The organism is Paenibacillus pinistramenti (assembly GCF_005869875.1).
Taxonomy (GTDB): domain Bacteria; phylum Bacillota; class Bacilli; order Paenibacillales; family Paenibacillaceae; genus Fontibacillus; species Fontibacillus pinistramenti.
On sequence record NZ_VAWG01000001.1, the window covers coordinates 460,130 to 472,770 of the forward strand.

At 51.3% G+C, this 12,641-nt stretch carries 14 protein-coding genes; 3 read left to right on the forward strand and 11 right to left on the reverse strand.

Annotation, left to right across the window (positions count from 1 at the left end):
• The first annotated feature begins 25 nt into the window (after positions 1–25).
• A complete protein-coding gene (locus FCN15_RS02120; protein WP_138493277.1) occupies positions 26–1,003 on the forward strand; it encodes a Na/Pi cotransporter family protein in 978 nt (325 codons plus the stop codon).
• Positions 1,004–1,011: 8 nt separating this feature from the next.
• On the opposite strand, the gene FCN15_RS02125 is transcribed toward FCN15_RS02120, so the two are convergent.
• From FCN15_RS02125 to FCN15_RS02155, 7 genes are all read right to left on the reverse strand, one after another.
• Entirely contained in the window at positions 1,012–1,443 is a 432-nt protein-coding gene (locus FCN15_RS02125; protein ID WP_138493278.1) for an NUDIX hydrolase, read from the reverse strand.
• A gap of 154 nt (positions 1,444–1,597) precedes the next feature.
• Positions 1,598–2,941, reverse strand: coding sequence for a tRNA (N(6)-L-threonylcarbamoyladenosine(37)-C(2))-methylthiotransferase MtaB (gene mtaB, locus FCN15_RS02130; RefSeq protein ID WP_138493279.1), 1,344 nt, complete (start codon positions 2,939–2,941; stop codon positions 1,598–1,600).
• 3 nt (positions 2,942–2,944) lie between these two features.
• Positions 2,945–3,709: an RsmE family RNA methyltransferase gene (locus tag FCN15_RS02135; protein ID WP_138493280.1), complete on the reverse strand. Its 765-nt coding sequence runs from the start codon at positions 3,707–3,709 to the stop codon at positions 2,945–2,947.
• Positions 3,710–3,827: 118 nt separating this feature from the next.
• Positions 3,828–4,514, reverse strand: coding sequence for a site-2 protease family protein (locus FCN15_RS02140; RefSeq protein WP_138493281.1), 687 nt, complete (start codon positions 4,512–4,514; stop codon positions 3,828–3,830).
• 2 nt (positions 4,515–4,516) lie between these two features.
• On the reverse strand, positions 4,517–5,440 hold the full coding sequence (prmA, locus tag FCN15_RS02145) for a 50S ribosomal protein L11 methyltransferase (RefSeq protein ID WP_138493429.1): 924 nt from the start codon (positions 5,438–5,440) through the stop codon (positions 4,517–4,519).
• A gap of 186 nt (positions 5,441–5,626) precedes the next feature.
• Positions 5,627–5,803, reverse strand: coding sequence for a YfhD family protein (locus FCN15_RS02150; RefSeq protein ID WP_138493282.1), 177 nt, complete (start codon positions 5,801–5,803; stop codon positions 5,627–5,629).
• A gap of 56 nt (positions 5,804–5,859) precedes the next feature.
• Complete coding sequence (locus tag FCN15_RS02155) at positions 5,860–6,204, reverse strand: hypothetical protein (protein ID WP_138493283.1); 345 nt, start codon at positions 6,202–6,204, stop codon at positions 5,860–5,862.
• A gap of 290 nt (positions 6,205–6,494) precedes the next feature.
• Between FCN15_RS02155 and FCN15_RS02160 the strand changes: the two genes are divergently transcribed.
• Both FCN15_RS02160 and FCN15_RS02165 read left to right on the forward strand, forming a co-directional pair.
• On the forward strand, positions 6,495–6,932 hold the full coding sequence (locus FCN15_RS02160) for a hypothetical protein (RefSeq protein WP_138493284.1): 438 nt from the start codon (positions 6,495–6,497) through the stop codon (positions 6,930–6,932).
• A 3-nt stretch (positions 6,933–6,935) separates the two neighbouring features.
• Entirely contained in the window at positions 6,936–7,214 is a 279-nt protein-coding gene (locus FCN15_RS02165; protein ID WP_138493285.1) for a YxcD family protein, read from the forward strand.
• Between the two features lie 130 nt (positions 7,215–7,344).
• Here FCN15_RS02165 and dnaJ read toward each other — a convergent pair whose 3' ends face one another.
• The 4 genes from dnaJ to hrcA form a co-directional block, all read right to left on the reverse strand.
• Positions 7,345–8,469, reverse strand: a complete 1,125-nt coding sequence (gene dnaJ, locus FCN15_RS02170) for a molecular chaperone DnaJ (RefSeq protein WP_138493286.1) — start codon at positions 8,467–8,469, stop codon at positions 7,345–7,347.
• A gap of 134 nt (positions 8,470–8,603) precedes the next feature.
• Positions 8,604–10,442, reverse strand: a complete 1,839-nt coding sequence (gene dnaK, locus FCN15_RS02175) for a molecular chaperone DnaK (RefSeq protein ID WP_138493287.1) — start codon at positions 10,440–10,442, stop codon at positions 8,604–8,606.
• A 389-nt stretch (positions 10,443–10,831) separates the two neighbouring features.
• Positions 10,832–11,416 (reverse strand): nucleotide exchange factor GrpE, encoded by a 585-nt coding sequence (grpE, locus tag FCN15_RS02180; RefSeq protein WP_138493430.1) that lies wholly within the window; start codon positions 11,414–11,416, stop codon positions 10,832–10,834.
• 91 nt (positions 11,417–11,507) lie between these two features.
• A complete protein-coding gene (gene hrcA, locus FCN15_RS02185) occupies positions 11,508–12,536 on the reverse strand; it encodes a heat-inducible transcriptional repressor HrcA (protein WP_138493288.1) in 1,029 nt (342 codons plus the stop codon).
• Between the last annotated feature and the right edge of the window lie 105 nt (positions 12,537–12,641).

A 12,641-nucleotide genomic window follows, 5' to 3' on the forward strand; every position in this document is an offset into this window, starting at 1 on the left:
TTGTTCAAGAAAGGAGGCCTGCCCGGTGTTCCGCGAAATCATCATCCCGCTGACGTTTGGACTGGCCCTCTTTATTTTTGGTATGAAAATGATGGAGCTCGCCCTTCAGGCATGGGCCGGACCGGTACTGACGAGACTGCTGAACACGGTATCCGCTACACCGGTAAAAGGAATGCTGTTCAGCACGGTTGTAACCGCCCTGCTGCAAAGCAGCACAGCCGTCACGGTCATGACGATCGGACTCGTCAATGCCGGTCTGCTCACCTACGGGCGCACGCTGGGCATAATCCTCGGAGGCAATATCGGCACCTGCCTGACCACCGAGCTGATCGCCCTTCATCTTTCTTCCCTGGGCCTTCCGCTTCTTCTGCTGTCTATGTGCCTCTGGTTTGCCGCCGTTGTGCTTCATGAGAAGCTCCCTTACCGGCTGAGCAGATACACTTTCCTGCTCCAATCCGGCCAGCACGCCGCATTAGCCTGTGCCGGATTCAGTATCGTCCTGATCGCAATCGCCTGGATGCAGAGCACTGGCGAAGCCCTTCAGGCGTACGGCTTGATCGGCTGGTTCACGGAGCGCGCGGAGAGCAGCCTGCTATGGGGCGTTGCAGCCGGCGCCGTGCTGGCCGCGGTTGTGCACAGCAGCTCCGCCGTCATCGGGCTAGCCATGGGATTAGCTGCGTCTGGAGCACTTCCCGTTCCGCTTGGCATTGCCGTTGTTCTCGGCTCCAATGTCGGAACCTGTGTAACAGCCGTCATCGCCTCCATTGGCGGAACACGGTCAGGCAAATTTGTCGCCTGGTCGCACATCGTACTGAACGTCGGCGGCTGCCTGCTGTTCCTGCCGTTTATCAGCGGGCTGGAAGCTGCAGCGTCATGGATTTCAACGGATGCTTCAAGCATCATCGCCCACAGCCAGACGCTGTTTAACGTCCTCAGCTCTCTGCTCGCTCTTCCTTTATGCTACCTGCCGGTATGGAGAAGGCTGGACCGCAGCGGCTTGTAACCTCGTAATCAGACCTCGATGCCGAGCAGCTTTAAGCCTTTTTCCAGAATAAAATCGTTGTTGTCATAACCGGAGGTCCGCTGCTTCTCCCATGCCTCCTGCGGCTCATACCAGGCCACCCCGCGGATCTCTTCGATCTGCGCCTTCAGCTCGGCCTGATCGCTTTCAACCAGATAGTAATGGACCTCCTTGTCTACCTCGCCGTGTACGGCATGCTCGTATTTATAGGCAATAATGTCGATAGGCTGGATGATCGTCCCCTTAATGCCTGTTTCTTCCCAAATTTCCCTCAGCGCAGTCTCTTCAACGGTTTCGCCGGGCTCCTGCTTCCCTTTTGCAAAAGAAATCTTCCCGTACCGGTCCGTAATCAGCTGAATCTGCAGCTTGCCTCCATCGCGGCGGAACACAACGCCGCCTGCTGAAATTTCCTTGTAGGCCATTTCTCTTTCCCTGCCTTTCTTTCTGATCTAATAATAAGGATTCCATTCCACAGAAGCGGAATGAAATCCTTTAAGATTTTGATGCGGTATCAGGTTTGAATCAGATGCTGAAGCCTGGACAGTCTTACACGGCAGACTACAGCCTGCCAAGAGTTTAGCGTCCCGCCGCTTCCGGCAGCTCATCCAGAATCCGGACCAGCGTGCCTTCGCATTCATTGACGCCGGCTTTGGTGATCTTCACGCGGCACAAACGGCCGGTCAAGTCTTCATGAGCATCAAAGACAACCTGCAAATAATTGTCGCTCATCCCCATCGTGCGATCCGGACCGTATTGTCCCTTTTCGTCACGCTCCGGAATGACATCCAGCACTTCACCAACAAACTTCTCAGCGTAAGCCAGCTGCATTTGCTCGGACAGATCAATCAGCTCATGGACACGGGCATTTTTAACCTCTTCATCCACTTGATCCTCCATACGTGCAGCAGGTGTGCCTGTACGTTTGGAATATGGGAACACGTGCAGCTCGGAGAAACCGATCCGTTTGATCGCCTCAAAACCGTCACGGTAATGCTCGTCCGTTTCGCCAGGGAAACCAACAATAATGTCAGTTGTAATGGCAACGTCCGGCATAAACGCGCGGATTTTGCGGATTTTCTCTTCAAACTCGGCAATCGTATATTTGCGTCTCATCCGCTTAAGCACTTCGTCATTACCTGCTTGAAGCGGAATATGGAAATGACGGCACATTTTCGATGAATTTTTAAGCACTTCAAGCACTCTGTCGTCAATCTGGCTCGCTTCAATCGAACTGATGCGGATGCGCTCCAGCCCTTCTACTTTATCCAAATCCCACAGCAGGTCGGCCAGCTTGTACTCGTCAAGATCATCTCCGTATCCGCCTGTATGAATTCCTGTCAGCACGATTTCCTTATAGCCGGAAGCCACAAGCTGTCTAGCCTGAGCAATAACGCTCTTCGGATCACGGCTACGGGACAATCCTCTGGACCAAGGAATAATACAGAAGGTGCAGAAGTTGTTGCAGCCTTCCTGAATTTTGAGGAACGCGCGTGTATGTCCAGTGAAGTTAGGAACATCCAGCTCCTCGAATTCACGGGTCTTCATAATATTGCGAACCGCATTAATCGGCTGGCGGTCCTTCTGAATTTCATTGACGTAAGTCAGGATTTTGTCGCGATCCTGGGTGCCGATTACGAGGTCAACGCCAGGGATGTCCATAATTTCAGCAGGCGAGGTCTGCGCGTAGCAGCCGGTTACTGCAATAATGGCGTCCGGGTTGCGGCGGACCGCACGGCGGATAATCTGACGGCTCTTCTTGTCGCCGGTGTTGGTAACCGTACACGTATTAATCAGGTACACGTCAGCGGTCTGCTCGAAGTCTACCTGCTCGTATCCTTCATTCTTAAACAGCTGCCAGATGGCTTCTGTATCATAAAAGTTAACTTTACAGCCAAGCGTATAAAAAGCTACTGATGGCATTGGTTAAGCTCCCCCCAATTCTCCGGTTTCATATAATATGCAAGTTAGGGCGGCCATACCGGCCGTTTCCGTTCTTAGAATGCGTCTGCCGAGGCCGACGGATTTGGCCCCCGCCGCTTCAGCGGCCGATACCTCTTCCTCCGTAAATCCGCCCTCAGGGCCAACAATGACAAGCACGCGTCCGGCTGCTTCCCGTCCCAAGGACGAGGCAAACGGCTCTATGATATCTCTTAATTGAGCGCCGGTCTCTTTCTCATAACAAAGACATACAAGATCGTATCCTTGAAAAAGTTCCAGCAGGCCCTTCCACTTCAGGGGCTGGCGAACCTCCGGAATCCGGCTCCGGTGTGCCTGCTCCGCCGCTTCTTTGGCGATTTTGGCCCACCTTGCGGTCCGCTTCCCTTCCTTGCGTTCATCGTATTGAACGATTGTCCGCTCTGACAGAAACGGAATAAACGAAGCGGCGCCGATCTCCGTGCATTTTTGAATGACGGTTTCCATCTTGTCGCCTTTCGGCAGGCTTTGCGCAATATCAACCTTTACGCGCGGCTCACTCGTTTCCGGCATGCTCTCCAGCACCTTCGCCGTAACGCTGTCAGGCTCCAGCGACGCCAGCTCAGCCAGCACCACACGGCCCTGCCCGTCGCTTACAATAATCTTGTCACCCGGCTTACCCCGCATCACTTTTGTAATATGGCGCGCGTCTTCACCTGCGACAAGGACATGATCCTCACCGAACTGCTCCGGCGGGATGAAATAACGCTGCATTCTCATCCATCCTTGATCGAAATTGCCAACCTTCATCATACAACTTTTGAAGCCTGCTGGCTACAGAAGAAATGAAGGCTGGCGGCAGTTTCCAGGGCTTTTTCCCTCTGGTAAACCGTTAGAACATTCCTTGTATCCACATATAAAAATGGTTAAATTCATTGTAAATATCGCTCGCAAGCCCAAACAACGGATCAAGCGTCACTGCCCTCAGCGGAGGCAGAAATACAAAGAGCAGAAAAATGAACGATGCCCACTGCTCATACTGCTGAAGCACCAGCCTGAACCGGCGCGGCACAAGATCCTCCACAATCCGGTATCCGTCAAGCGGCGGAAGAGGCAGCAGATTAAACAGAAACAGCGAAATATTCAAATTGATTAAATAGAAAAAGAAATAATAGGCCGCTTCGTTCCATTTGGACGTTTCATACATGCTGATATAGCCATGGTCAAGCAGAACGTCAAAGATCATCGTCCCCACAAAAGCCACCAGCAGATTGCTGAGCGGGCCGACTGCCGACACAATAACTCCCATAAGCCGGGGCCTGCTGAAATTGTCACGGTTCACCGGTACCGGCCGGGCCCAGCCAAAGCCCAGAATCAGGAGCATAATCGTCCCGAACAGGTCAATATGCGCCGCCGGGTTAAGTGTCACTCTCCCCAGCAGCTTGGCAGTCGGATCTCCAAACTTGTTAGCTGTATAAGCATGGGCAAATTCGTGAACGGTAAACGCAATTAAGATGACCACCAAAATAAACGGCAGATCATGCAGGGGAAATCGGATAATCGAATCCAGAAAATTCATGGTTACCCCTTTCTCGCCACAAAAGCGACCCAATCTTCTTCACGTGCCGTCCGCGTGATCTCGAAGCCTGCCGCCACAAGTCCTTCCTTAACCTCTTGTTCCTTATTCTTATAAATGCCCGAAGCAATATAATACCCGCCCGGCTGCAGAGCCTGGTAGACATCCTCGATAAAGAGCAGGATAATTTCTGCCAGAATGTTGGCAACCACGACACGTACAGGGAGCGTTACGCCCAGCTCGGACGCGTCTTTCCCGCTCTTGAGCACGGCCAGCAGGTCGCTTTCAAAGATCGTGATCTGTTCCTGCAGACCGTTCAGCTGCGCATTCTCATTTGCGCTCGTAACCGCAATCGGATCCAGGTCAAGCGCAAGCACATGCTTCGCTCCAAGCCGGACTGCTCCGATGGCAAGGATGCCCGAGCCGGTACCCACATCAATCACTTCGTCGCCCTCTTGAATGACGGACTCCAGCGTACGCAGGCAAAGCGCGGTGGTCGGGTGGGTTCCGGTTCCGAAGGCCATGCCGGGGTCGAGCTCAATGATTTTCTCGGCAGGTGTCGCCGGCTCATAAGCTTCCCATGTCGGTTTGATGGTCAGGCGGTCCGAAACACGGATCGGTTTAAAATACTTTTTCCAATTATTCGCCCAGTCGTCCTCACTCACATCACGCAATGAAAATTCGGCCGCACCCGGATCAATCTCATATTCGCGAAGCTCTTCAATCCGCTCCTTAATTTCCTTCTGAACGGCCTCCATATCGCTGCCTTCAGGAAAATAACCGCTGATCTTTGCTTCTCCCTCGGGAATATCGTTTGGCGGAATTTCGAACCACTGCCCCAGAGAAGTATCTCTCGGTTTATCGTTATCGACATGCTCTTCGATGGCTACCCCGCCTGCGCCGGATTCGTGCAGAAAGTTGGAGATCATCTCCACCGCTTCCTCTGTCGTATGTATCGTAAGCTCTTTCCAAATCTTCAAAACAGTTTCCTCCTCGGTATTTGCATGCCATCTATTGTACTATAAAAATCGTCAAAAAAGAAAACCGCCCCCCTGCTCCTTTCATAAAAGGTTCAGCAGGCTTGGCGGTTCTTCTTGGTCGATCAGCTCTCCAAATTACAATTTGGAAGTTTTATTGTTCTGCCGGGCATCCGCTCTTTCGCTGCGCTCCAAAGCCTCCCAGTCCTCCTGGTCAGCACGCTCCTCCGAGAACTCCACGTCCAAATTATGGCCTTCCAGGTTTTTGGACAGCGGCTGAGCCGCTCTTCCCCTGCGGTTATCTGATTGGTTCATGATTATGATGCTCCTCCTTTTTGGGACTTGGGACATGCTCTGCCTTTATTAATGAATCAAATCAGCCCTCCGGCTTCTTCTACAATCTTTAATGCCTGATGATGCACACCCTCGTCCACCACTGCCGTCAGCAAAACATCATGCCCGGTAGGGCCGCCCTGGCCGCCGTCACTCATCCCGCTGTTAGACGGATCTGCTTTGGCCATAATATCTGCCGAACGGCTCGTCAGCTCCGGCGTTCCCTGTACAATTCCCATAAGCGCGCTTCCCGGACCGCCGCTGCCGTATCTGCTGAAACGGTCGATGGAGCAGTCGATGACCCGAAGCGCCTGAAGCTTGCGAAGTGCGCCCTCAGCCTCTTCCGGGCTTTTAAAATATGCGAGTATATTCTTCTCCGTCATTTTCCTCACCTGCGCTTTATCAAGTATACTTACATCAAGAAATAGCCGTTCGGGGTTATTGTGCAACCGGAAATGCATTTTATGCCTGACAATCACAAATAGATAAATACGCCTGTTTTTCCACCTGAATACGATCACTGCTCAGGCTCCATTTAACTGCAGCATGTCTGCAGACTCCAGAGCTGCAGTTTTTAATTTTTTATTATTAAAATTGAAACGTTCTGAGTTATTGTCCGTATTACCTGTATAAAACAAATAAAACACAACTTACAGGAGGGCATTAAATCTCGATGTTGAAAAAATTAATGATGGTTGTTATGGCATTCACCCTGCTATTTGCGGTTACCGTCCCCAATATGGCTGACGCAAAAGGACGGGTTGGCGGAAGCTACAGCTCAGGCGTTAAATCCTATTCTAATACCCCTAGTAAATCGACTTCCAGCGGCAGCGTGTCCAGCTCCAGTACAAGCTCTAAGACCGGAACAACCGCTTCCACGACTACTAACCGCGGATTCTTCAGCGGGGGCAGCTTTATGAAAGGCATGATGATTGGCGGCTTGTCCGGCCTTCTGTTCGGCAGCCTGTTCGCCGGTATGGGCGGGTTCGGCAGCCTGCTTGGTTTGGCCGTTAACCTCTTTGCCATTTACCTGGTCATTGTCATCGCCGCATCTCTCTTCCGCCGGTTCAGCCGTCCGCGCAATCACAATCCGAGAGATGGACGTTATTAATTCATGATTTTGACGGAAGATGAAATTATAAACGCAGTTTGTGTCCATACCGCAAGCCGGAAGCAGATTCGCCCCTCTGACGTTCAAGTCGAGCTTGCCTGGGACGAAAATACCGGATTCACAGCTGAAGTATGGGCCGGAGGCCGAAATCAATATCTGGTTGAAGCCAACTTGATTGAAGCAATCCTGCTTTATATGCATGAAGAGTATGGCAGGCGTGTATTTAAGGACGAGGTCAGACTTGAGCTTGAAGATGAGATCATTGCGGTCATTAACGAATAATGCGGGGAAAAAGAACAACGGTCCGTGAGCAGCACAAGCTGCTTGCGGATCGTTGTTTTGTTTAGAAAACAAAAAGGCCAGCGCCGATAAGCGCTGGTCTCTATATTAATCTGCTATACGAATATGCTGCTTAGTCGCCTCTAAAAGCCCGTTTCATCCGGTCGAAGAAAGACTGCTCATGCTCGTGGGTATGCTCCCCGTCATGGGCTGCAAATTGGCGGAGCAGCTCCTTCTGCTCGTCGCTCAGCTTGCTAGGCGTCACAACAACAACCTTGACATGCTGGTCGCCTTGACCGATGCCGCGCAGCTTCGGCACCCCTTTTCCTTTTAAGCGGAAATAGGTTCCTGTCTGCGTTCCGGCAGGGATCTTCAGCTTGACTTTTTCCGTAAGTGTAGGGATTTCGATCTCATCCCCAAGCGCTGCCTGGGCAAAGGTGAGCGGCACCTCGCAGTAGATGTCATCGCCTTCGCGCTCAAAGAAATCGTGGGATTTCACGCGGATGACGATATACAAATCTCCCGCAGGACCGCCGCGGAGACCGCCTTCGCCTTCCCCGGACATACGCAGCTGTGCGCCGTCATCTACGCCGGCTGGGATGCGGACATGAATTTTGCGCTGCTTCTTGACCTGGCCGCTGCCGGAGCAGGTTGAACATTTCTCTTTAATGATTTGGCCTCGTCCGCCGCAGTTCGAGCAGGCACGGCGGTTGACCATTCGGCCAAACGGCGTATTCTGAACGACTTCCTGCTGGCCGCTGCCATGACAGACGGAACAGGTTTCCGGCTTAGTGCCCGGTTTGGCTCCGGAGCCGTGGCAGGTGTCACAGCTTTCGGTACGCGGAATGGTAATATCCCGTTCCACGCCAAAGACGGCTTCCTTAAACTCAATCGTCATTGTATACTGCAGATCATTTCCGCGCTGAGGGGCGTTCGGATCGCGTCTGCCGCCTCCACCGCCGCCAAAGAACATATCAAAAATATCGCCGAAACCGCCAAAGTCACCGCCGGAGAACCCTCCGCCCATGCCCTGGTTCGGATCGACGTGGCCGTATTGATCATATCTTGCGCGTTTTTGACCGTCGCTTAATACATCATAGGCTTCCTTTACTTCCTTGAACTTCGCCTCGGCATCGTCCGCTTTGTTTACGTCCGGATGATATTGGCGCGCCAACTTCCGGTAAGCTTTTTTAATTTCTTCATCCGAAGAGCTCTTTCCAACGCCAAGCACTTCATAATAGTCACGCTTATCAGCCACAGTTCCACCTCCGCCATCATCGCACAAAAGGAAGTCAAAGCGCGGAATGCCTAAGCGCTTTGACCTCCCTACTGTGCTAATCTATTCGTCCGATGCCTGATTGGCCCGGTTCTGTTATGGATTAACCCTAAGTCTTATTTCTTGTCTTCGTCAACGACTTCGTAGTCAGCGTCTACAACATTGTCTTTAGCCGAACCGCCTTGGGAAGCATTTGCTCCTTCAGCACCGCCTTGAGCCGCTTGTGCTTGCTCATACAGCTTCACGGACAGCTGCTGAACGATTTCGGTCAGCTTCTCGGAAGCAGCCTTGATTTCGTCAAGGTTGTCAGAAGCTACAGCTTTGGACAGCTCCTCTTTAGCCGCATTGGCTTTCTCGATTTCTGCTGCGTCGACTTTGTCGCCCAGATCCTTGATCGTTTTGTCCACGCTGTAGATCAGCTGGTCGGCACTGTTCTTCGCTTCAACAAGCTCTTTGCGCTTCTTGTCTTCTTCCGCATGCAGCTCGGCATCCTTCATCATGCGTTCCACTTCATCATCGCTCAAGCCGCTGGAGGAAGTGATCGTGATCTTCTGGCTCTTGCCAGTGCCTTTGTCCGTAGCGGATACGTTAACGATCCCGTTCGCATCGATGTCAAAAGTAACTTCAATTTGAGGCACGCCGCGCGGAGCCAAAGGAATGTCACTCAAAGTGAAACGTCCCAAAGTTTTGTTGCCTGCCGCCATTTCGCGTTCGCCCTGCAGTACGTGGATTTCAACGCTTGGCTGATTATCCGCATAAGTGGAGAACACTTGGGATTTGCTCGTAGGGATCGTAGTATTGCGGTCGATCATCTTCGTAAATACGCCGCCGGCTGTTTCGATACCGAGGGACAATGGAGTTACGTCGAGCAATACTACGTCTTTAACGTCGCCGGTCAATACGCCCGCTTGAACGGCAGCACCAAGGGCAACCACTTCATCCGGGTTAACGCCTTTGTGCGGTTCTTTGCCGGTCAGCTTCTTGATTGCTTCCTGCACAGCAGGGATACGGGTGGAACCGCCGACAAGAACAATCTTATCAATTTCGGAAGCAGACAAACCTGCATCGCTCATTGCTCGGCGAGTAGGACCCAAAGTACGTTCTACCAGTTCCGCGGAAATCTCTTCAAATTTAGCGCGAGTCAGGTTCACTTCCAAGTGCTGAGGCACTCCGTCTACTACTGTGATAAACGGCAGGGAGATCGTTGTAGTCAGCACGCCGGAGAGTTCTTTCTTCGCTTTCTCAGCTGCATCCTTCAAGCGCTGTACAGCCGCTTTATCTTTGCTCAGGTCAATGCCCTGTTCTTTCTTGAATTCATTTACAAGGTAGTCGATGATCACTTGGTCAAAGTCATCACCGCCCAGGTGGTTGTCGCCGCTGGTTGCTTTAACTTCGAAGAAGCCGTCGCCGAGTTCAAGGATAGATACGTCGAACGTACCGCCGCCAAGGTCAAAGACGAGGATCGTTTGATCTTCGGATTTTTCCAGACCATAAGCCAAAGCCGCAGCCGTTGGTTCGTTGACGATACGCAGCACTTCAAGACCGGCAATTTTACCTGCGTCTTTAGTCGCTTGGCGCTGGCTGTCGTTGAAGTAAGCCGGAACAGTGATAACCGCTTGGGTTACCGGCTGGCCGAGATAAGCTTCCGCGTCTGCTTTCAGCTTCTGCAGGATGATGGCGGAAATCTCTTGAGGCGTGTAATCTTTGCCGTCAATCGTTTCTTTATGGTTCGTACCCATATGTCTCTTAATGGAGATGATGGTACGGTCAGGGTTCGTGATCGCTTGGCGTTTTGCCGTTTCACCGACGATCCGCTCGCCGTCTTTCTTGAAGCCGACTACAGATGGAGTCGTGCGCGCACCTTCAGGGTTAGGAATTACAACGGCTTCGCCGCCTTCCATTACCGCTACGCAAGAGTTGGTTGTACCCAGGTCAATACCGATTACTTTACTCATGGAACATGTCCTCCTAAAATTTTTATGAAGCATTGCTTCGTTAGATTGTCTTCGCAATAAAAATTCGCTTCGTAAGCATAAGCTTTTTTTGTTGAGCATTCGCTTCTTGAATAGGCTTCGAAACAAAATTGCTTCGTAAGCATAAGCTTTTTTTGTTGAGCATTCGCTTCTTGAATAGGCTTCGAAACAAAATTACTTCGAAAGCATCAGCTTAATTTTTATGAAGCACCAGCATTTTCGTTGAGCATTCGCTTCTATTGGTTTCGTAAGCATAAGCTTCAAATCTTAACTGAACCTTAAACAACTTCACTTCATCTAAGTATAAAAATCAGTATAAAAATCCCGCTTCGCCTGTACGGAAAAGAACCGGAGGGCTGAACCCCTCAGTCTCAGCCGCTGACCTTCACCATGGCCGGACGAAGCACCTTGTCTTTAAGCAGGTAGCCCTTCTGCAGCTCTTCCACAACCACGCCTTCTTCATACTCGTCGGTTTCAACGGTCATGACCGCTTGGTGATATTCCGGGTTAAACGGCTGGCCGACCGTTTCCATGATGGACAAGCCTTCGTTCTTCAGGACTCCTTCAAACTGCCGGAAAATCATTTCCACACCTTTAACCAAGGACGATTGGTCGTTCTGCTCAGGCAGGCTGGCTGCCAAAGCGCGTTCAAAATTATCAAACACCGGCAGCAGCTCTCCAATCAGCTTGGAAGAAGCATATTTGGCCAGTTCTTCTTTCTCCTTCTGCGTACGTCTGCGGAAATTATCATAGTCCGCCTGAACGCGCAGCAAACGCTGCTGGTGTTCAGCAGCTTCAGCACGCAGGCTCTCCAATTCCGGATTTCCTTCGGCCTCAGCCCCTGCTTCACCGGCTTCTTCGGCATTCACTTCAGGTGCAGCAGCTTCCGCCTGGATTTCTTGCTCATCAGCCGTTACGTTCTGCTCTTGTTCTTTAAATTCAGCTTCGTTGTTCATATTCGCTTCCTCTTCAGATCGATTGATATTCTTCAAAGAAATCTTCACCTCCTTGAAGGGCGACTTCTCCCGGCATACCGCCTGACAGGCGTTAATGCTTAGACAAAATCGCGGTAAGGTTATTGGATAAAATGGTTAAGATTCCGATCACGCGCGAGTAATCCATCCGGGTCGGCCCTAAAATGCCGATCGTCCCGAGCGCTTCCCCTTCCACCGAATACGTTGCCGTAATCAGGCTGCAGTCGGCAAAAGCCTCGTGGGAATTCTCGCTTCCGATTCTAACCTGAATACCGGAGCCGCTCGCTGCGGAGGAAATCATTTTTGCCAGGGTAGGCGTCTCCTCAAGCAAATCCAGAATGGTCTTAACCTTCTCGACGTCTTTAAACTCGGGCTGGGTAAGCATATTGGTCATTCCGCTCAAGAAGAGCCGCTGGTTCTCCAGACTTGTATCAAAGGATTCGTCCAAAATGCCCATCAAGTCCTGATAATGGGAAACATGACGTTCCATTTCAAGGCCGATCTCCTGAAAAATCTGGGACTTCAGCTTATAAATCGGCATGCCTGCCAAACGATGATTCAGCAAATTAACCATCCGCTCAATTTCCGAAACAGAAATACCGGGCGGAATGGACACCGTCTTATTCTCTACCTGGCCGGTGCTTGTTACTACAATAGCTACTGCTTTATTATCATTTAAAGGAAGCAGTCCAAAATGACGAAGCGTGGTATGGAAAACCTCCGGTCCAAGAAGGATCGAAGTGTAATTCGTCATATGAGCCAAAATGGTTCCCGCATGCTGCACCACCTGCTCGACCGCGTTCAGCTTCTCGGCAAAAAAGGCCTTGAGCACTTTCAGTTCGGCCGTATCAAGCGAAGCCATAGGCACCAAATGATCCACGTAATACCGATAACCCTTGTGGGATGGAATCCGGCCCGCAGATGTATGCGGCTGCTCCAGAAAGCCAAGCTCCTCCAAGTCTGACATCTCGTTGCGGATGGTTGCCGGACTGTAGCCGACATCACCGCGTTTCGAAATGCTGCGGGATCCTACCGGTTCTGCAGAACGGATGTAATCATCCACTATGGTTGCTAAAATGAGTCTCTGTCGTTCCGTCAACACAGCAAATCCCTCCCTTTGTTATCTGACGCTTCCGATTTAGCACTCACTTCAATAGAGTGCTAATCACTATTACAAAAATACCAGACCGACATGACGATTGTCAAG